At 65.0% G+C, this 19,063-nt stretch carries 18 protein-coding genes and 1 tRNA gene; 10 read left to right on the forward strand and 9 right to left on the reverse strand.

Features of this window, described 5'->3' with window-relative positions; translation table 11 throughout:
- Positions 1–16: 16 nt before the first annotated feature.
- Positions 17–583: a hypothetical protein gene (locus ACVWY6_RS21250; RefSeq protein ID WP_457540734.1), complete on the reverse strand. Its 567-nt coding sequence runs from the start codon at positions 581–583 to the stop codon at positions 17–19.
- 88 nt (positions 584–671) lie between these two features.
- Positions 672–757: transfer RNA gene (locus tag ACVWY6_RS21255), tRNA-Leu, on the reverse strand.
- A 137-nt stretch (positions 758–894) separates the two neighbouring features.
- On the opposite strand from ACVWY6_RS21255, the gene ACVWY6_RS21260 reads away from it, so the two are divergent.
- From ACVWY6_RS21260 to ACVWY6_RS21270, 3 genes are all read left to right on the forward strand, one after another.
- A complete protein-coding gene (locus ACVWY6_RS21260) occupies positions 895–1,719 on the forward strand; it encodes a hydrolase (protein ID WP_457540735.1) in 825 nt (274 codons plus the stop codon).
- A 65-nt stretch (positions 1,720–1,784) separates the two neighbouring features.
- Positions 1,785–3,128: a M20/M25/M40 family metallo-hydrolase gene (locus tag ACVWY6_RS21265; RefSeq protein WP_457540737.1), complete on the forward strand. Its 1,344-nt coding sequence runs from the start codon at positions 1,785–1,787 to the stop codon at positions 3,126–3,128.
- Positions 3,129–3,176: 48 nt separating this feature from the next.
- Positions 3,177–3,719 carry a YbhB/YbcL family Raf kinase inhibitor-like protein gene (locus ACVWY6_RS21270; protein ID WP_116915361.1) on the forward strand — a complete coding sequence of 181 codons (543 nt, stop codon included), beginning with the start codon at positions 3,177–3,179 and terminating at the stop codon, positions 3,717–3,719.
- On the opposite strand, the gene ACVWY6_RS21275 is transcribed toward ACVWY6_RS21270, so the two are convergent.
- From ACVWY6_RS21275 to ACVWY6_RS21285, 3 genes are read right to left on the reverse strand one after another with little or no spacing between them, the layout of a single operon-like run.
- Positions 3,716–4,801 carry a quinone-dependent dihydroorotate dehydrogenase gene (locus ACVWY6_RS21275; protein WP_457541184.1) on the reverse strand — a complete coding sequence of 362 codons (1,086 nt, stop codon included), beginning with the start codon at positions 4,799–4,801 and terminating at the stop codon, positions 3,716–3,718. The two genes, ACVWY6_RS21270 and ACVWY6_RS21275, sit on opposite strands and share 4 nt — an antisense overlap.
- 20 nt (positions 4,802–4,821) lie before the next feature.
- Positions 4,822–5,037, reverse strand: a complete 216-nt coding sequence (locus ACVWY6_RS21280; protein WP_051406572.1) for a DUF5703 family protein — start codon at positions 5,035–5,037, stop codon at positions 4,822–4,824.
- Between the two features lie 54 nt (positions 5,038–5,091).
- Complete coding sequence (locus tag ACVWY6_RS21285; protein ID WP_457540740.1) at positions 5,092–6,123, reverse strand: YncE family protein; 1,032 nt, start codon at positions 6,121–6,123, stop codon at positions 5,092–5,094.
- 91 nt (positions 6,124–6,214) lie between these two features.
- Here ACVWY6_RS21285 and ACVWY6_RS21290 point away from each other — a divergent pair, with 91 nt between their 5' ends.
- The 6 genes from ACVWY6_RS21290 to ACVWY6_RS21315 all read left to right on the forward strand — a co-directional run bounded on the left by ACVWY6_RS21290 (position 6,215) and on the right by ACVWY6_RS21315 (position 11,167).
- Positions 6,215–7,057: an undecaprenyl-diphosphate phosphatase gene (locus tag ACVWY6_RS21290; protein ID WP_062798600.1), complete on the forward strand. Its 843-nt coding sequence runs from the start codon at positions 6,215–6,217 to the stop codon at positions 7,055–7,057.
- Between the two features lie 81 nt (positions 7,058–7,138).
- The gene (locus ACVWY6_RS21295) at positions 7,139–7,858 is read left to right on the forward strand and encodes a histidine phosphatase family protein (RefSeq protein ID WP_062798117.1); all 720 of its coding nucleotides are present in this window, start codon (positions 7,139–7,141) and stop codon (positions 7,856–7,858) included.
- 95 nt (positions 7,859–7,953) lie between these two features.
- The gene (locus ACVWY6_RS21300; protein WP_457540742.1) at positions 7,954–8,619 is read left to right on the forward strand and encodes a DUF3090 domain-containing protein; all 666 of its coding nucleotides are present in this window, start codon (positions 7,954–7,956) and stop codon (positions 8,617–8,619) included.
- 6 nt (positions 8,620–8,625) lie between these two features.
- Positions 8,626–9,456: an SCO1664 family protein gene (locus ACVWY6_RS21305; RefSeq protein ID WP_457540744.1), complete on the forward strand. Its 831-nt coding sequence runs from the start codon at positions 8,626–8,628 to the stop codon at positions 9,454–9,456.
- 87 nt (positions 9,457–9,543) lie between these two features.
- Positions 9,544–10,836, forward strand: a complete 1,293-nt coding sequence (gene mshC, locus ACVWY6_RS21310) for a cysteine--1-D-myo-inosityl 2-amino-2-deoxy-alpha-D-glucopyranoside ligase (RefSeq protein WP_457540746.1) — start codon at positions 9,544–9,546, stop codon at positions 10,834–10,836.
- A gap of 22 nt (positions 10,837–10,858) precedes the next feature.
- Entirely contained in the window at positions 10,859–11,167 is a 309-nt protein-coding gene (locus tag ACVWY6_RS21315) for a hypothetical protein (RefSeq protein WP_030162983.1), read from the forward strand.
- Between the two features lie 101 nt (positions 11,168–11,268).
- Here the strand turns inward: ACVWY6_RS21315 and ACVWY6_RS21320 are convergent, their stop codons facing one another.
- From ACVWY6_RS21320 to ACVWY6_RS21335, 4 genes are all read right to left on the reverse strand, one after another.
- The gene (locus ACVWY6_RS21320) at positions 11,269–11,586 is read right to left on the reverse strand and encodes a Rieske (2Fe-2S) protein (RefSeq protein WP_457540748.1); all 318 of its coding nucleotides are present in this window, start codon (positions 11,584–11,586) and stop codon (positions 11,269–11,271) included.
- Positions 11,583–14,057: a nitrite reductase large subunit NirB gene (nirB, locus tag ACVWY6_RS21325; RefSeq protein WP_457540750.1), complete on the reverse strand. Its 2,475-nt coding sequence runs from the start codon at positions 14,055–14,057 to the stop codon at positions 11,583–11,585. Before nirB ends, ACVWY6_RS21320 begins: the two co-directional genes overlap by 4 nt.
- Positions 14,057–14,404: a hypothetical protein gene (locus tag ACVWY6_RS21330; RefSeq protein ID WP_030162977.1), complete on the reverse strand. Its 348-nt coding sequence runs from the start codon at positions 14,402–14,404 to the stop codon at positions 14,057–14,059. The genes nirB and ACVWY6_RS21330 overlap by 1 nt, the downstream gene beginning before the upstream one ends.
- A 114-nt stretch (positions 14,405–14,518) precedes the next feature.
- Complete coding sequence (locus tag ACVWY6_RS21335) at positions 14,519–15,400, reverse strand: PAC2 family protein (protein ID WP_023959262.1); 882 nt, start codon at positions 15,398–15,400, stop codon at positions 14,519–14,521.
- Positions 15,401–15,451: 51 nt separating this feature from the next.
- On the opposite strand from ACVWY6_RS21335, the gene metH reads away from it, so the two are divergent.
- Positions 15,452–19,030, forward strand: a complete 3,579-nt coding sequence (gene metH, locus ACVWY6_RS21340; RefSeq protein WP_457540753.1) for a methionine synthase — start codon at positions 15,452–15,454, stop codon at positions 19,028–19,030.
- The last annotated feature ends 33 nt before the right edge of the window (positions 19,031–19,063 follow it).

The following is a 19,063-nucleotide window of genomic DNA, read 5'->3' on the forward strand; positions in this document are numbered from 1 at the left end:
CGGCCGAGCGTCGCAGTCAGCGCCCGGTTGCGTCGGCTCCGGGGACAGTGGTGCCGGTAGGGCCCGCCTCTCCGGCACCGTCGTCGGCCGCCGGCGCCCGTGGAGGCGTCATCGAGACGAACCAGGCTTCCTGGACACCCAGGACCACGATGATCGACAGCAGCAGTCCTTCGGCCTCGATGGGGGACAGGCTCAGGTTCATCGCACCGACCACGTCGGGGAACAGGGCGACGACAAACACCAAGACGTACAGCGGCACACCCGCACACCCGAGCACCCACGGCATCACCTTCGCGTCGGTGCGGGTGCGGAACTGCACCGCGAGCATCGCGATGCCGATTGCACCGATGAGTCCGGCGATCGAGAACCCGGTGCGCCACACAGCAGTGATCTCGGGGGCCACCTGCGCGAACAACGAGACCGCGGCGGCGACAACAAATTGCAGTGAGACGAGATAGGCCAGGTTGCTGCCGCGGCCGTCTCGGCCGGTGAGGTCGTCGCGGTCTTTGACCGCGACCCACCAGAGGCCCAGCAGTGTGAAGTTGGTGGCGGCAACGACGCCGTAAAACGCGGATTGATCCATGCCCAGCACAGTAGGCCGTGCGCGAGTGCGCCGACAGGTGCTTTTCGATCGACAACCAGGTGCAGCATCGCGCTGTACCGGCAAAGTGTGTCCGAGGGGGGACTTGAACCCCCACGCCCGTTAATAGGGCACTAGCACCTCAAGCTAGCGCGTCTGCCATTCCGCCACTCGGACCAGTCACGCCGGCAGTCAACCTGCCAGCGCCGGATAACATTAGCCGACTGCCGGCCTGCAACCCAAATCCCCAGGACACGACCATCTCGAGACGATTCTCGTCTACCGATGCGGGCAAGGTGCTAACAATCTGTCTCATGGACCTGGACACGGTGATCTGCCGTACATGCGCCGTGGAGCACGGCAGCGGGCGACCACAGACATGCCGGATCTGTGCCGACGAGCGCCAATACGTACCGCCAGGCGGGCAACAGTGGGCCTCTCTCGCCGAGTTGACGGCGGACGGTCATCACGTCGAGATCATTGAACTCGAACCCGGGCTCCACGAGCTGCGCGCCGTACCGGGAGTCGGGATCGGTCAGCGGAGCAAGTTGCTGTGCACCCAGGCCGGAAACCTGTTGTGGGACCCCCTCGGTTTCATCGATGAGCGGTCGGTTGCCGCGGTACGTGATCGGGGAGATGTGGTGGCCATCGTGGCCAGTCATCCGCACATGTTCGGTGTCCAGGTGGAGTGGAGCCATGCACTGGGGCGGGTACCGGTCCTGGTGGCCGACGCCGATCTCGAGTGGTTGGCCCGGACGGATCCGGTCATCGAATCGTGGAGCGGTGACCTCGAAGTCCTGCCGGGGGTCACACTTGCGCAACCGGGCGGGCACTTTCCGGGCAGCGCCGTGGCGCATTGGGGCGCCGGAGCGCAGGGGCGCGGTGTGTTGCTTTCCGGAGACACCGTCCTGCCCAATCCCGACCGGGCCACGGTGTCTTTCATGCGGAGCTATCCGAACCGCATCCCATTGTCGGCGGCGGTGGTGGACCGGTTGGCTCGAGACATCGGGAGGTTCCGATTCGATCGCCTGTACGGCAACTTCGCCGAGTTCATCGCCGCGGACGCCGCAGCTGCGGTCCAGCACTCGGCTCAACGCCACATCGGTTGGGTGCGGGGTGATTTCGACCATCTGACCTGACCCTGGAATCGTCGACTCCGCTGAGCGCCCGGTCCGAACGTCGTCAGGATGATAGGAATGAGCAGGTGAGCCCAGACACCGACACTCCCACCGCAACCGATGAAGTTGTCGGCCTGGTCAGCAGGCTGATCCGCTTCGACACCAGCAACACCGGTGAGCTCGAGACCACCAAGGGCGAGGAAGAATGTGCCCGCTGGGTGCAGCAGCAACTCGAGGACGTGGGCTACCGGACCGAGTATGTCGAATCCGGCCAGCCCGGCCGGGGCAACGTCTTCGCAACCCTGCCCGGCAGCGACTCCACCCGGGGCAAGTTGTTGCTGCACACCCATCTTGATGTCGTACCGGCCGAGCCTGCCGACTGGAGCGTCCATCCGTTCTCCGGGTCTGTCGAGGACGGTTACATCTGGGGCAGGGGCGCGGTCGACATGAAGGACATGGTGGGAATGGCGTTGGCCCTTGCCCGGCAGTTCAAACGCGACGGCACCGTTCCCCCTCGCGACATCGTGTTCGCCTTTCTCGCCGACGAAGAGGCCGGCGGCAAGTGGGGTTCGCACTGGCTCGTGGAACACCGGCCCGATCTCTTCGAAGGGGTCACCGAAGCTGTCGGTGAAGTCGGCGGTTTCTCTCTCACCGTCGACCGGCCCGACGGCGGACAAAAACGCCTGTATCTCGTCGAGACTGCGGAAAAGGGCATCGCCTGGATGAGGCTGACGGCAACCGCAACAGCCGGCCACGGATCGTTTCTGCACGACGACAACGCCGTCACAATCTTGTCCGAAGCTGTTGCGAGGTTGGGCAGGCACACGTTCCCGTTGGTGATGACCGAGTCGGTCTCGGAGTTCTTGGCCGCGGTGTCGGAGGAGTCCGGGCTCGAACTGCACCCGGACACACCGGATCTGGAAACCACCCTGTTCAAGATCGGCTCGATCGCCCGGATCATCGGAGCCACCCTGCGGGACACGGCCAACCCCACGATGCTCAATGCCGGGTACAAGGCAAACGTCATTCCGCAGAAAGCCACCGCCGTGGTGGACTGCCGGGTATTGCCTGGACGTCAGGCTGCCTTCGAAGCCGAGGTCGACGCCCTCATCGGGCCACAGGTCACCAGGGAATGGGTCACGAAACTCGACTCGTACGAGACCACGTTCGACGGTGACCTGGTCGATGCGATGAATGACGCGATCTTGGCCCATGACCCCGAGGGCCGCACCGTGCCGTACATGCTGTCCGGCGGCACCGACGCCAAAGCCTTTGCACGCCTGGGCATTCGGTGCTTCGGCTTCGCTCCGCTGAAACTGCCGACCGACCTCGATTTCGCCGCGCTGTTTCATGGAATCGACGAGCGGGTACCGGTGGAATCGGTTCTGTTCGGTACCGATGTGCTCGAGCACTTCTTGCTCCACAGCTGATGGCCGCACGCTTCAAGGATTGACCCCTACGGAAAGGACGCGAACGACATGTCGAGTTACAACCCGTACGACGCACTACCTCACCTGCCCGGTTTCACCCTGACATCCGAGAGCATCACCGACGGCGCACCGCTCGGCAAGGCTCAGGTCTCCGGGATCATGGGAGCCGGCGGCGAGGACATCTCGCCTCAGCTCAGCTGGTCCGGCTTCCCAGAGGACACCAAGAGCTTCGCGGTCACCGTCTACGACCCGGATGCTCCCACCGCCTCGGGATTCTGGCATTGGGCAGTCGCGGACATCCCGGCGTCGGTCACGTCGCTCGACGCCGGCGTCGGTGATGGCGCCGACGGGTCTCTCCCGTCCGGAGCCGTGACCCTCAACAACGACGCCTCGGCGCCGCGGTTCATCGGCGCCGCCCCGCCGCCCGGGCACGGCCCGCACCGGTACTTCGTCGTGGTGCACGCGGTGGATGTCGAGAGTCTTGGGCTGCCCGATGGTGCGACGCCGGCCTACCTCGGATTCAATCTTTTCAGCCATGCGATCGGACGTGCCGTGATCCACGGCACGTACGAGCAGTCGGCCGGAGACTAGTCGGACAAGGGTGCCGCGCTGCCGACCGCCTCGGTGATCGAGGTATACCCGGCAGCGCGCACCCTGTCGGCCAGTCCTTGATGAATGTGCTTGCCCCACAACGGACCGCCGTAGATGAAACCGGTGTAACCCTGGATCAGCGAGGCGCCGGCCCGGATGCGCTCCCAGGCCTGATCCGCGGTCTCGATGCCGCCGACGCTGACCAGCGTCAACCTGCCGCCCACCCGAGCGTGAAGTCGGCGTAGGACCTCGAGCGAGCGGTCTGCGAGCGGGGCGCCCGACAACCCGCCTGCGCCCATCGCCTCGACCTCATGCGCAGGGGTGGCCAACCCGTCCCGGCTGATGGTGGTGTTGGTGCAGACGATGCCCGCCAGCCCCAATTCGACTGCCAGGTCCGCGATTTCGTCGATGTCGTCGTCGGCGAGGTCGGGAGCGATCTTCACCAGTACCGGAATGTCCACCGACTCCTGTACCGCGGCAAGCAACGGACGCAGGGAGGCCACGGCCTGAAGATCCCTCAGGCCCGGCGTGTTCGGCGAACTGACGTTCACGACGAGGAAGTCCGCCAGCGGTCCGAGTAGTCGAGCGCTGATCAGGTAGTCCTCGACCGCATCTTCGGCCGCGACAACCTTGGTCTTGCCGATGTTGGCACCGATGGGCACCATCGTCGTTGTCGTCTTACGTTGTCTGAGCAGGTTGGCTGCCGCGCCCGCCCCATGATTGTTGAAGCCCATCCTGTTGATGAGCGCACGGTCGGCAGGCAGGCGGAACAGCCGCGGTCCGGGGTTTCCGGGCTGAGCGGCACCGGTGACCGTACCGATCTCGGCGAATCCGAAACCGAGTGCACCCCAGGCGTCGATCGCCTCCGCGTTCTTGTCGAAGCCCGCGGCCAGTCCGAGCGGCGCGGGGAAGTCGATCCCGAAGACGCGCGACCGCAGTACCGGATCGTGGGTCACCAAGACGCGGCCGGCAAGGAGGCGAAGCGGCTTGACCCGGCCCACCAAGTTGATGATCGCCGCTGCGACGCGGTGGATCCGCTCTGCCGGTACACGGAACATCAGTGCGAGGAGCAGCGGGTACAGCCGCCGATAGAGCGACTCGATCACGCGCTCAACCCGGTGTCGGGAAGGTCGGTCGGCGCCAGCCGTGGCCTGCGCCTACGGAGCAGGACCTTGCGGCTACCGTCCGAATACAACCGCACCCGCGACAGCTCCCACCCCCCGAACTCCGCCTGGATCGACAGCCGCATCGATGCCGTCACCCGCGTCACGTCGGGCGGGAGGCGCAGGGGGACGTATTCGTAGTCGTCTGCCGACATATCCCATTCCCGCGGAAATCCGCGGTTGCGCTTACCTGCCAATCGAAAGTCACCTCACTGCTGGTCGGGGTTGATGATCTGCAGACCCTCACCACGGGCCGAGAGCAGATACACCGTTCCCGTCTTCGGGTCCACCACCATCGAGTTCGCCTGCCCGACTGTCTGGAACTGGCGTTGCTGAACCGGTGTCCCGGTGGACAACTCGTAGGCGGTGACCTTGTTGTTTCCGGTGGTGCTCACCCACGCCAAGTTGTGGGTGTCGTCGTAGTCTACGGCGTACGGTCCGAAGGCCACCGGATAGCGGAACCTGTTGACCAACGGGTCCCCGTTGAACGCCAGCAACTCGCCACCACGGGTGTCGGTGGTGAGGAAACGCCCGAAGTGATCCACCGTGAGATTTGTCGCACCGTCGCCCGCACGGATAGCGACCCCGAGGTCGTCATCCGCCAAGTCGAGTTCGGTCACCGACGACTGCGCACGGTCGAGAACAACCACCTGGCCGTCGTGTTCGGCGAGCGCATCCGCCCGGACGAGTCCGTCGATCGTCCCCGTGACCGCGCCTTGGGCGTCCACCCGCAGAATCTCACCACCCTCGGTACCGATGAAGGTCTCACCGGTCGAGCTCAGCAACGACGACACCGGGGTTCCCGGCACATCGGTGGTCGTGATCGCGCCGTCTGCCGAATCGACGGTCAACATCGCGTCGGAGACAAGCACCTGCAGCTTCCCACCACTGAACGTCCCGAACCCGGATGCCCTGTCGGGCAATGTGACTGCGCGAGCAGGCACACTCCCGGCTGCCAGACCGGCGGTGGGGTAGAAGAGAACCGTCCGCCCGTCGTCGGACAGCAGCGCGAGCTGGGAAGTGCTCGGGCAGAACGCCAGTGCAGTCCCGGCTCCGGGTACCGGTACGACAACACCGGCGGGCCGATCGGACCCATCTGCCGCGGGTGCGGCGATCGGGGTCTGTGGGGTGATCGTCGGGACGTCCGGGGTCTCTTCCGAATCCGAGCAACCCGTCACCACGAGTGCCGCGACCATCATTGCCACGATCAGGCCTCTGCCGCGCACATTCATGGGAACCATCTTGCTCGTTGACGACCGGGGCATGGACGGCCGGGGGGAGTGCGCGTCGCTCGACAGGGGTGGGGCCGCACGTCCCGTAGCATCGGCTGCCGTGACCGACTCGATGAGCTGGGCCCAGTCGATCGTCCTGGGTGCCGTGCAAGGCCTGACCGAATTTTTGCCCGTATCGTCCTCCGGCCACCTGCGCATCGTCTCGGAGGTGTGGTTCGGCGACGATGCCGGCGCGTCGTTCACTGCGGTGACCCAGCTCGGCACCGAGGCCGCGGTGCTGGTCTATTTCGCCCGGGACATCGTCCGCATCATCGCGGCGTGGTTCCGCGGCCTGCGCCGCCCCGAAGCCCGGGATCTCGACTATCGGATCGGCTGGTATGTGATCATCGCCACCATTCCGATCGGCGTCCTCGGCTTCTTGTTCAAAGATCAGATCCGCACCGGCGCACGCAACCTGTGGCTGATCGCCACCATGCTCATCGTCTTCTCGTTGGTGATTTTTCTGGCCGAACGGTACGGCGCCAAGAAACGACCGATCGAACAACTCACCCGGCGCGACGGCCTTGTCATGGGATTCGCGCAGTGCCTGGCGCTGATTCCCGGTGTCTCGCGTTCCGGTGCCACCTCGAGCGCCGGACTGTTCCTGGGCCTCGAGCGGGAAGCCGCGGTGCGCTTCTCCTTCCTGCTGGCCATCCCGGCCGTGACCGCGTCGGGGCTGTTCAGCCTGCCGGATGCATTCAGCCCGAGCGGCGACGGCATGCAGGCGAGTGGACCACAGCTGCTGGTCGCCACCCTGGTTGCCTTCGTCATCGGCTTCGCCTCGATCGCCTGGCTGCTGAAGTTCGTCGCCAACCACTCCCTGAACTGGTTTGTCGCCTACCGGATCATCCTCGGATTGGTCGTCATGGGCCTGCTCGCCGGTGGGGCGATCAGTGCCACCTGAGTCACCTGAACAGAATCCGTTCCTGTTCGGCGCTGCGTCCACAACCGGGCGCGGTGCCCACGTCCGCCTAAGCTGATTCGTGTGACGGTCATTCTGCTTCGCCATGGTCGATCGACGGCCAACACATCCGGGGTCCTGGCCGGTCGTACCGAAGGTGTGAACCTCGACGACCACGGCCGCACCCAGGCCGCCGCACTGATCGAACGATTGGGCGGGCTCAGCGGACTCGCCGCCGTCGTCCGATCACCCCTGCAGCGGTGTGAACAGACGGTGGCGCCACTCGTCGAGCACTTCGGCTGTCCCGAGATCGTCGAGGACAGGCTCGTGGAGGTCGACTACGGCCAGTGGTCGGGGCGGCCGATCAAGGAACTCTTGTCCGAGCCGCTGTGGCGCGTGGTCCAGCAACAACCGTCCGCGGCCATCTTCCCGGGCGGGGAGGGGCTCGCGCAGGTGCAGTCACGCGCGGTGGCGGCAGTTCGTGAACTGGATGCCAGGTTCGCTGGAGAGGACGGCGCCGGTGTGTGGATCGCATGCACGCACGGCGACGTCATCAAGGCGGTGCTGGCCGACGCGATGGGCATGCATCTCGACGCATTCCAGCGGATCGTGGTCGAACCCGCGTCGGTGAGTGTGATCAGGTACAGCCTCGCCAGGCCGTACGTACACGCGGTGAACTGCACTTCTACGCTGCCGTCGATCCCGAGTGCGCCGAAACCGAGCGAAGCCGCGGAACAGAAACCCTCCGACTCCGGCGAACCACAGTCCGACGAGGCGGTGGTGGGTGGCTCGACGGGCACCTGACCGCCACGGCACGTGGGCCGCGTCCAGCGGCGACCTCGTGTCGTGGGCGAACCGCCATCAAATGGGGATAATCGAACTCGGAAAAGGGAGGTGCCATGGCCAGAGCGATACACGTCTTCCGTAGTCCCGATCGTTTCATCGCCGGAACGGTGGGCCAACCGGGCGACCGGACCTTCTATCTACAGGCTGTCCACGAGACACGCGTGATCAGCGTGATGCTCGAGAAGCAGCAGGTCCAGATACTCGCCGACCGGATCGGCGCGTTGCTCGAAGAAGTGCACCGCCGCTTCGGCACGCCACTGCCCGCGGAATTGTCCCGGGTCGAAGACCTCAGCCCTCTCGTCATGCCGGTCGATGCCGAATTCCGGGTCGGCACGATGGGACTCGGCTGGGACTCGGAATCCGAGGCCGTGGTGGTCGAGCTCCTGGCCATCACCGAGGGTGAGTTCGACGAGAGTGTGGTGCTCGACGACACCGAGGACGGGCCCGATGCCGTCCGCGTGTTCCTCAGCACGGGCGCCGCGCGTGAGTTCGCGACCCGCTCGAGCCGCGTCATCTCTGCCGGCCGCGAACCCTGCCCGCTCTGTGGCGAACCGCTCGACAACGCCGGACACATCTGCGTCCGCACCAACGGGTACCGCCGGGACACCGAGTTCGGCCCCTCGCTCGAGTTCATCGATCCAGACCTCCTCGAGGGCATCGAGGACGACGAACCCGGCGACGAACCCGGGCCCACCTCCGGCGACGAGCCGAGTCGGTAGTCCACGGTGGCAGCACCCAGTGAGAAACCCGTCGATGTAGCAGAGGTGCTCGCCGAGGGCGACCTCGAACTGATCGGGCAGATCCGGTCCGCCAGCAACGCCACCCTCGTGTGCGACGCAGTGGTCGGGGAGACCGCGGTCCGCTGCGTCTACAAGCCGGTGCGGGGCGAACAACCGCTGTGGGACTTCCCCGACGGCACGCTGGCCGGCCGCGAGGTCGCGTCGTATCTGGTGTCCGAGGCGTTGGGATGGTCGGTGATCCCGGTGACGCTGCTGCGCGACGGCCCCTTCGGTCCCGGGATGGTGCAGCGCTGGATCGATACCCCCGAGCCCAGTGACGGACTGCCCACGCGGCTCGACGTGGTCGACCTCTGCTCGCCGGATCTGGTGCCAGAGGGCTGGAAAGTGATCCTGTCGGCCATCGATGCCCGGGGTGAGGACGTGGTGCTCGTGCATGCCGACGACCCGCGCCTGCAACGGATGGCCGTACTCGACGTGCTGATCAACAACGCCGACCGCAAGGGCGGGCACGTCCTCGAGGGCCTCGACGGTCAGGTGTACGGCGTCGATCACGGCATCTGTCTGCACAGCGACGACAAACTCCGCACGGTCCTGTGGGGCTGGGCAGGCGAGAACATCCCGGCGCACCTCCTCGAGGACGTCGGCGGCCTGTTCGACGCGCTGCGAGAGGAAACCTCACCGCTTCGGGAGAAGCTCAGCGGGCTCATCACCGCCGCCGAGATCGAGGCCCTCGCCATGCGTGCGACCATCATGCTCGGTGACCCGGTGATGCCTGACGCGAACAGATCCAGGCCGATTCCCTGGCCGGCGTTCTGAGCGCCGTCGCCGCGCCGAGACCGCTCCGCCCGAGCGGAAGTTCGGCCCTGAAATCGGTTTCCCCCATCCCCGCCCTAAGGTGTTGTCATGCAGTCGTGGTCTGACACCGCCGTTCCGCCAGTACCCGGTAGAGGGCCGGCTCTACGGCTCTATGACACCTCGGACCGTCAGGTGCGGCCGGTGAACCCCGGCCCCACGGCGACCATGTATGTGTGCGGCATCACACCTTATGACGCAACACATCTGGGTCACGCAGCCACCTACCTGACCTTCGATCTCGTCAACCGCGTGTGGCGCGACCTCGGTCATGATGTCCACTACGTCCAGAACATCACCGACGTGGACGACCCCCTGTTCGAACGAGCGAACCGCGACGGGATCGACTGGGTGGATCTCGGTCAACGCGAGATCAACCTGTTCCGAGAAGACATGGCCGCGTTGCGGGTGCTTCCTCCTCGCGACTACATCGGTGCGGTGGAGTCCGTCGGCGAGGTGGTCGAGGTGGTCGACAAGCTGTTGGCCTCAGGCGCCGCCTACATCGTCGATGACCCGCAATACCCGGACATCTACTTCCGGACCGACGCCACCGAGCAATTCGGATACGAATCGGGCTACGACCACGAGACGATGCAACGGTTCTTCGCCGAACGTGGCGGTGACCCCGATCGTCCGGGCAAGCGTGACCCCCTTGACGCCCTGGTGTGGCGTGCCGCCCGCGAGTCCGAGCCGTCGTGGGACTCACCGCATGGCCGAGGCCGTCCGGGTTGGCACATCGAATGTGCTGCAATAGCTTTGAACCGGATTGGTGCCGAGTTCGATGTGCAGGGCGGGGGCAACGACCTGATCTTCCCGCACCACGAGTTCTCCGCGGCGCATGCAGAGGCACTGACCGGTGTGCGCCGATTCGCCAAACACTATGTGCACACGGGAATGATCGGACTCGACGGGGAGAAGATGTCGAAGTCGCGGGGCAATCTCGTCTTCGTGTCCAAACTGCGGGCGGCACAAGTCGATCCGGCCGCGATCAGGCTGGGCCTGCTCGCCGGGCACTACCGCACAGACCGGGCCTGGACCGACGACGTGCTCGCGGAGGCGACGGCGCGCCTGGACCGGTGGCGTCGTGCCGTGCGGCGTGGCGCTGGACCGGACGCCGCCCCGACGATCGAGCGACTACGTCAGCACCTTGCAGATGACCTCGACACCCCCAAGGCTCTAGCTGCAATCGATGCCTGGGCGGCCGACAGTCTCGACGGTCTGGGTAGTGTCGCCTCCGCGCCTGCCGATCTCGGTGCCGCCGTCGACGCCCTCCTCGGGGTCCCACTCACCGACACCGGGGCTGAAGGGTCGCCAATTGTTCTCACCGACAGCGAATCCCGCTGACGGCTTCGGTAAGGTTCCTCTCGTGGCCAACGTTCGAGAGATCGATCCCAGCACCGATGATGGCGTCTGGACCGTGGTGACCCGCACGTCGACCTATCTGCTGGACTTCGGTGAGATGACCCTGCTACGGGCTCCCGGCGTCGGTGGCACCGACGACGAGGACTGGGCCGTGAGTCGATTGCGCCGCGACTCCGAGGACATCCCTCTCCTGGGTGTGAAGTCGTGCCGGGTGGGGGAGTCGGCGCAATTCTGGGTGCGCGCCGCGGACGACCCCGATGTGCGCACCTGGCGTATCACCACACCGGTTGTCTCGATCGAGCGGATCTCCTGACCCGCCCCGACGCCACCCCGACCGTGCCCGGAACGCCTCGTCGGTACCGTCAGCGCTGAGGACCGCGCCTTCGTCCGCACGAGTGGCCCGATCGACGACCATCAGGCCCAGACGTGAATCATCCCGTCTCGGACCTCGGCTCGGTAGTGCGGTAGCGCTTCGATGTCGTCGCTGTTGGTGCATCTGCCGTCCTCGAACGAAAAGGTGTACTGGTGCAACGGGCACATCACCTTCGTCGAGTCGGTCTGGCCGTCGGCGATCGGCCCGCCGCGGTGCGGACAGACCGCGCCCAACGCCCGCACAGTGCCGTCCGACATCCGGAAGACGGCCACCTGGCTGCCTTCCACCACGTACGCGCGGCCCTCTCCGATCGTGAGGTCGCTCAAGGGACCCACCGCCGTGGATGCGGGCGCGCTCATCGGACCGGCACCAGAGGCAGCTTGATGAGCGGCAGGGCCGGAGTGAACTGTGCCGGCGACTTCGGTGCCAACCGCTCCTTCCACGGATCGCTGTAGGCCGCGATGGACATGCCGATACGTTCGAGCAACCCGTCGACGATGCCGTCGCGATCGTCAATCAGGATCGCCCGCAGTTCGTCGATGCCGATTCGGGGCACCCAGGAGTAGGTCCGTTCGAGCCATTTGGCCGTCTCGCGGTAGTACTGGATGAAAACACCGCAGATGCGGATGACCTCCTCGGCGCCGTTTGCGGTCGCGAGCAGATCACCTTTACGGATGTGGGCACCGGCGGCCCCGCCGACATAGATCTCCCATCGGCCATCACCGACAGCCACCACACCGAAGTCCTTACACAGAGCTTCGGCGCAGTTACGTGGGCACCCCGTGACCGCCAGTTTGAGCTTGGCGGGCGACTCGAGCCCTTGGTAGCGCTCCTCGATCGCAATCCCGAGGCCGGTGGAATCGTCGAGACCGAACCGGCAAAAATCGGTTCCCACACAGGTTTTCACCGTCCGGAAGCTCTTCCCGTAGGCGTATCCCGAGGGCATGTCGAGGTCTTCCCAGACCTTGGGCAGGTCTTCTTTGCGAATACCGAGCAGGTCGATCCGCTGACCACCGGTCACCTTGATCATGGGGATGTCGTACTTGTCGGCCACATCGGCGATCTTGCGCAGCTGCGTGGGATTGGTGACGCCGCCCTTCATCTGGGGTACAACCGAGAAGGTGCCGTCGCGCTGGATGTTGGCATGCACGCGGTCATTGATGAACAGCGCGCCGCGTTCGTCCTCCCACTCGTTGCCCCAGATGATCCGGAGCAGAGATGCCAGTGGCATCTTGGCTGTGACGTCTTCGCCGTCGGGTGCGAGTTCGGCGAGAATCGCCGACACCGATCGCAGATTGCGTTCCCGGATCTGTTCGATCAGCTCGGGCTTGCTCAACGGAATGGCGGGTACGTACCAGTCCGCAGACGGGTCTTCGGCCAGCGCTCCGCCCGCGGCACAGGCGACGACATCGGCGACCAGGCCTTTGCACGAGCCGCAACCCTTTCCGGCGCGTGTCTTCGCAACGACTTCGCCGACCGATTTCGCCCCGGCGTGCACGCACGCCACGATGTCGCCTTTGGTGACGCCGTTGCAGTTGCACACCTGCACTTCGTCCGCCAGTTCGGCTGCACCTGTCGCGGCGCTGGGTGTGCCCATGTCGAAGAGCATGCTGATGCGCTCATCGGGTAGCGGCACCTTCTCGTCGAAGGCCTGGGTGAGGAAGCTGACCTTGCTGATGTCGCCGAGCAACATCGCGCCGATCAGCTTGTTGTCTCGCACCACCACGGATTTGTATGTGCCGCTGCGAGGTTCGTAGAACTGGACGAACTCGTCCGTGTCGCGTTCGGGACCCTTCACACCCATGGCCGCGACATCGACTCCGGCCACCTTCAGCTTGGTCGTCAAACGTGAACCGTGGTAAGCCGCTTTGGGATCGGCTCCGGTCAGTACGTCTGCGAGCACACCCGCCTGCTCCCACAGTGGTGCGACGAGACCGTAGACCTCGCCGCGGTGCTGACAGCATTCGCCGACCGCGTAAATGGAACCTTCGTCCTCACAACGCATCTGGTCGTCGACGACGATTCCGCGCTCGACCACCAGCCCGCCGAGGCGAGCGAACTCGACGTTGGGTCTGATGCCGGCAGTCACCACGATCATGTCGGCCGGCAGCGAGGTGTCGTCGTTGAAGCCGACTCCGGTCACCCTGCCCTCGTCGTCGCGCAGTACAGCGGTGGTGCGCTTGGACGTGTAGACGCCGACTCCGAGCTCTTCGATCTTGTTGCGCAGTACCCGGCCGCCGCGTTCGTCCAATTGCTGGTTCATCAGGTGACCGGGGGAATGCACCACGTCGACGTCGATGCCTTGTGTCCGCAGTCCGTAGGCCGCCTCGAGGCCGAGGAGTCCGCCACCGATCACCACTGCCCGCATGTCGTCCCTGGACAACGCCATCTGCAACATGCCGTTGGTGTCCTCGATGGTGCGGAACCCGAACACGCCGCGGGCGAGGTGCCCGTCGGGTGCCCGGAGGCCGTCCATGTTCGGGAAGAAGGTGTTGCTGCCGGTCGCGATCACCAGAGTGTCGTAGTCGATTTCGCGGCCGCTCTCGCAGGTGACGGTCTTGGCGAAGCGATCGAGCGCCACCGCGCGGTCACCGGCGTAGAGCTTGACGTCGTTCTCGCGGTACCAAGCCATCGGATTGAGCATCAGATCGTCGTCGTCGATGGAACTCTCACCGGCGAGTACGTGCGAGAGCATGATCCGGTTGTAGTTGCCGTATGGTTCGTCGCCGATCATCGTGATCTCGAATCGCGTCCCCCCACCCCGCTCGAGTATCTCTTCCACGGTTCGCGCGCCGGCCATCCCGTTGCCGACCACCACCAGGCGTTCCATCAGAACTCCACGAATCCGAAGTCGACGACGATTTCGCCGCTGCACCCCTCGGGCGCGGCGAAGACGAGCTCGAGCAAGCTGTCCGGATCCACGTCCTCCACCACGCGCAATGGAACGTTCACCGATGCCCTCGCTCCCATCGGGAACCATCTCATCGGCTGCTGGTCACGGTGCAATGCCACGTAGACGAGTTCCGAACTGCTGTTCCCTCCCCGGAAATACAGCGGTTGAACGGTCATCCCGGCCGGCACCTGATACGTCAAGGAAGGATCCAACGGCGCTGCCTTGGTCAATCCGGTACCGGTGAACGAGAAGACACCTTGCAAGAACTTCGGAGTACTGGACATGGGGGTCACTAAACGTGAACTCGATGAACCACTACTTGCAGCCGCGTTACATCTCGATTGTCGAGAACTCACCGCATCGCCCGGCGGGCGGTGATCAAGGTCGGTTCTGCGCCCTCAGGCGCCGAAACTGCCGCCGGGACCGCGCCTGCGGAGATAGCGTTCGAACTCGGCGGCCAGCGCATCGCCGTCGATCTTCGACAGTGTCTCGTCCACGCTGACCTCGGCGTCGCCGCGCTCTTCGAGGCCGCGGACGTAATCGGCGATCTCCTCGTCGTCCTCGGTCATCTCGGTGACCGCGCGCTCCCATTCCTCTGCCTGTTCCGGCAGTTCGCCGAGTGGGACCTCGACGTCGAGCACTTCCTCGAGCTGACTGAGCAGTGCTGCCGATGCCTTGGGGTTGGGTGGGGTGGACACATAGTGCGGAACGGCGGCCCAGAAGGAGATGGCCGGGATCCCCGCCTTTACACATTCGTCCTGCAGCACACCGGTGATACCGGTAGGCCCTTCATACCGACTTTCCTCGAGCTTGAACTGCTTGGCCGATTCACTGCTGTAGGCCGCGCCGGTGACCGGGACCGGACGGGTGTGCGGGGTATCGGCGAGCAGTGCCGCCAGGATGACCACGGTGTCCACCTCGAGGTTGCGGGCGATGTCGAGGATCTCGGCGCAGAACCCTCGCCAGCGCATGTTCGGCTCGATACCGCGCAGCAGAACGATGTCCCGGTCCGATCCCGGCGGCGTACAGTACGAGATCGATGTTGTCGGCCAATCGATTCGCCGGGTCACCCCGTCGATCTGTTTGATGGTCGGCCTGTTGACCTGGAAGTCGTAGTAGTCGTCGGAATCGATGTCGGCGAGCGGAACAGCATCCCAGACGAGTTCGAGATGTTCGACCGCTCCGCTGGCCGCATCACCGGCGTCATTCCACCCTTCGAAGGCAGCAACCAGCGTGGGGCGGCGCAATCGTGGAAGGTTTGCGCTCTGCTCAGCGTTCACTGATCCAGCCTACGACCGAACACCGATGGAGAGCGAACTACCCTGTTAACCATGTCTGCCGCAACTTCAGCATCATTCGATACCGAATTGCTCGCCGCGATGAACAAACGCGTCCTGATCGGTGACGGTGCCATGGGAACAATGTTGCAGGCAGCGGACCTGACATTGGACGATTTCCTGGGACTCGAGGGCTGCAACGAAATCCTCAACGACACCCGCCCGGACGTCCTGCGGGAGATCCACCGAGCCTATTTCGAGGCAGGCGCGGATGCGGTCGAGACCAACACGTTCGGTTGCAATCTCTCGAACCTCGGCGACTACGACATCGCGGACCGCATCCGGGAGTTGGCCTTCAAGGGCACCAAGCTCGCCCGGGAGGTCGCCGACGAGGTCGGTCCAAGCGCCGACGGCATCCCTCGCTTTGTTCTCGGTTCGATCGGGCCGGGTACCAAACTCCCCACTCTGGGCCACACCACCTTCGCGGCGATCCGCGATGCTTACCAGGAATGCGCGCTGGGAATGGTCGAGGGCGGTGCCGACGCCATCTTGATCGAGACCTCGCAGGACCTTCTGCAGGTGAAGGCCGCCGTTCTCGGTTCCCAGCAGGCGATGGACGAGCTCGGCCGCCGGATCCCGATCATCACCCACGTCACGGTGGAGACCACCGGCACCATGCTCCTGGGCTCGGAGATCGGGGCCGCACTCACCTCGCTGGAGCCTCTGGGCATCGACATGATCGGTCTGAACTGCGCCACCGGTCCCGCCGAGATGAACGAACACCTCCGGTATCTCACCCGGCATGCCCGGGTGCCCGTGTCCGTGATGCCCAACGCCGGACTGCCGACCCTGGGCAAAGACGGTGCCGAGTACCCGCTCACGCCGGAAGAACTCGCCGAGGCACTCAAAGGTTTCGTCGAGGAGTACGGACTGTCGTTCGTCGGTGGGTGCTGTGGCACCACACCCGAGCACATCCGTCAGGTCGCCGAAGCGGTACGCGGCGCCGACAAGGCCGAACGGCATCCGGAACATGCCGCTGAGATCTCGTCGTTGTACAGCTCGGTGCCGTTCCATCAGGACGCCAGCATCCTGATGATCGGTGAGCGCACCAACTCCAACGGGTCGAAGGCGTTCCGCGACGCGATGCTCGCCGGGGACTACCAGAAGTGCCTCGACATCGCCAAGGATCAGACGCGCGACGGTGCACACATGCTCGACCTCAACGTCGACTACGTCGGTCGCGACGGCGCCGCCGACATGTCCGCGCTCGCCAGCAGACTGGCCACCTCCTCGACGTTGCCGATCATGCTCGACTCCACCGAGCCCGAGGTGCTCGAGGCCGGGCTGGAGCACCTGGGTGGACGCTGCGCGGTGAACTCGGTGAACTACGAGGACGGCGACGGCCCCGAATCGCGGTTCACCCGCACGATGAAGCTGGTCAAGAAGCACGGCGCCGCGGTTGTTGCGCTGACCATCGACGAAGAGGGCCAGGCCCGAACCGCCGATTGGAAGGTGAAGGTCGCCGAGCGCCTCATCACCGACATCACCGAGAACTGGGGTCTGAACGAAGAGGACATCATCATCGATGCCCTCACGTTCCCCATCTCGACAGGTCAAGAAGAGGTCCGACGCGACGGCATCGAAACGATCGAGGCGATCCGCCGGCTGAAGGCGAGTCATCCCGACGTCCACTTCACGCTCGGCATCTCGAATGTGTCCTTCGGACTCAATGCCGCCGCCCGTCAGGTGCTCAACTCGGTGTTCCTGCACGAGTGTGTGGAGGCAGGTCTCGACACGGCCATCGTCCACGCCTCCAAGATCCTGCCGATGGCCCGGATCCCCGACGATCACCGGGAGATCGCCCTCGACCTGGTCTACGACCGGCGCCGGGAAGGCTACGACCCGCTGCAGAAGCTCATGCAGCTGTTCGAGGGCGTCTCGGCGGCGTCGGCGCGGGAGAGCCGCGCGCAGGAACTGGCAAAGCTTCCGCTCTTCGAGCGTCTCGAACGCCGGATCGTCGACGGCGAACGAGCCGGCCTCACCGACGATCTCGACGAGGCCATGACACAGGTGCCACCGCTCGAGATCATCAACGAGACGTTGCTCTCTGGCATGAAGACGGTCGGTGAGCTCTTCGGGTCCGGGCAAATGCAGTTGCCGTTTGTCCTTCAGAGCGCCGAGGTCATGAAAATGGCTGTGGCGCATCTGGAGCCACACATGGAGGCCACGGGAGAAGACGGCAAGGGCCGCATCGTGCTGGCCACGGTCAAGGGCGATGTGCACGACATCGGGAAGAATCTCGTTGACATCATCTTGTCGAACAACGGCTACGAAGTGGTGAACATCGGCATCAAACAGCCGATCGCCAACATCATCGAGGCCGCCGAGGACAAGAACGCCGACGTCATCGGGATGTCCGGCCTGCTGGTGAAGTCCACGGTGGTGATGAAGGACAACCTCAAGGAACTCAACAGCCGGGGTCTGGCCGAGAAGTTCCCCGTGCTGCTCGGCGGTGCGGCACTGACCCGCTCCTATGTGGAGAACGATCTCAGCGAGACCTACGAGGGCGACGTGCATTACGCGCGAGACGCTTTCGAGGGCCTGCGGCTGATGGACGACATCATGCTGACCAAGCGTGGCGGTGCTCCGGCACCCGACAGTCCCGAGGCTCTGGCAGCGGCGGAGAAGACCGCCGAACGCAAGAAGCGCCACGACCGGTCCAAGCGCATCGCCGAAAAGCGTAAGGCCGAGGCAGAACCGGTGGTGGTGCCCGAGCGTTCGGACGTCGCCGCGGGGCTTCCGGTACCCACGCCTCCGTTCTGGGGGTCACGCATCGTCAAGGGTGTGCCGGTGGCTCAGTACCTGTCGTTGCTCGACGAGCGTGCCCTGTTCCTGGGGCAGTGGGGTCTGCGCGGCGCCCGGGCCGGTGAGGGGCCGAGTTACGAAGATCTGGTGGAGACCGACGGGCGTCCTCGTCTGCGGTACTGGATAGACCGGCTGGCGACGGAGAACATCCTGCAGCATGCCGCCGTGGTTTACGGTTTCTACCCGGCCGTCAGCGAAGGCGACGTGGTGCACGTGCTCACCGAGCCGCGCCCGGACGCGCCGATCCGCCACAGCTTCGAGTTCCCGCGGCAGCAGCGAGGGCGTTTTCTCTGCATCGCAGATTTCATCCGGTCGCGCGCCGACGCGATCGAGACCGGCGAGGTGGACGTTCTGCCGTTCCAGCTGGTCACCATGGGGCAGCCGATCGCCGACTTCGCCAACAAGCTGTTCGCCGAGGATGCCTACCGCGACTACCTCGAGGTGCACGGCATCGGTGTTCAGCTGACCGAGGCGCTTGCCGAGTTCTGGCATCAGCGGGTGCGGGAGGAACTGCGTTTCGGTGACACCGCCATGGCCGCGGAGGATCCGGACAACCCGCAGGACTTCTTCGATCTCAAGTACCGGGGCGCGCGCTTCTCGTTCGGTTACGGCGCCTGCCCGAATCTGGAGGATCGGGCCAAGATGATGGACCTGCTCGACCCGGGTCGCATCGGCGTCGAATTGTCGGACGAGTTGCAGCTCCATCCGGAGCAGTCCACGGATGCCTTTGTGCTGCATCACCCCGAAGCGAAGTACTTCAACACGTAGGCGGCAACTCGTCAGGTGGGCGCCAGTTCGATT

The sequence above is a fragment of the Williamsia sp. R60 genome (genome assembly GCF_054063855.1).

What these genes read in the sequence shown, in the direction of transcription:
- ACVWY6_RS21250 (WP_457540734.1), bottom strand. Translation starts at nt 583, where the DNA reads ATGGATCAATCCGCGTTTTACGGCGTCGTTGCCGCCACCAACTTCACA.
- ACVWY6_RS21260 (WP_457540735.1), top strand. Translation starts at nt 895, where the DNA reads ATGGACCTGGACACGGTGATCTGCCGTACATGCGCCGTGGAGCACGGC.
- ACVWY6_RS21270 (WP_116915361.1), top strand. Translation starts at nt 3,177, where the DNA reads ATGTCGAGTTACAACCCGTACGACGCACTACCTCACCTGCCCGGTTTC.
- ACVWY6_RS21280 (WP_051406572.1), bottom strand. Translation starts at nt 5,037, where the DNA reads ATGTCGGCAGACGACTACGAATACGTCCCCCTGCGCCTCCCGCCCGAC.
- ACVWY6_RS21285 (WP_457540740.1), bottom strand. Translation starts at nt 6,123, where the DNA reads ATGGTTCCCATGAATGTGCGCGGCAGAGGCCTGATCGTGGCAATGATG.
- ACVWY6_RS21300 (WP_457540742.1), top strand. Translation starts at nt 7,954, where the DNA reads ATGGCCAGAGCGATACACGTCTTCCGTAGTCCCGATCGTTTCATCGCC.
- mshC (WP_457540746.1), top strand. Translation starts at nt 9,544, where the DNA reads ATGCAGTCGTGGTCTGACACCGCCGTTCCGCCAGTACCCGGTAGAGGG.
- ACVWY6_RS21320 (WP_457540748.1), bottom strand. Translation starts at nt 11,586, where the DNA reads ATGAGCGCGCCCGCATCCACGGCGGTGGGTCCCTTGAGCGACCTCACG.
- nirB (WP_457540750.1), bottom strand. Translation starts at nt 14,057, where the DNA reads ATGGAACGCCTGGTGGTGGTCGGCAACGGGATGGCCGGCGCGCGAACC.
- ACVWY6_RS21330 (WP_030162977.1), bottom strand. Translation starts at nt 14,404, where the DNA reads ATGTCCAGTACTCCGAAGTTCTTGCAAGGTGTCTTCTCGTTCACCGGT.
- metH (WP_457540753.1), top strand. Translation starts at nt 15,452, where the DNA reads ATGTCTGCCGCAACTTCAGCATCATTCGATACCGAATTGCTCGCCGCG.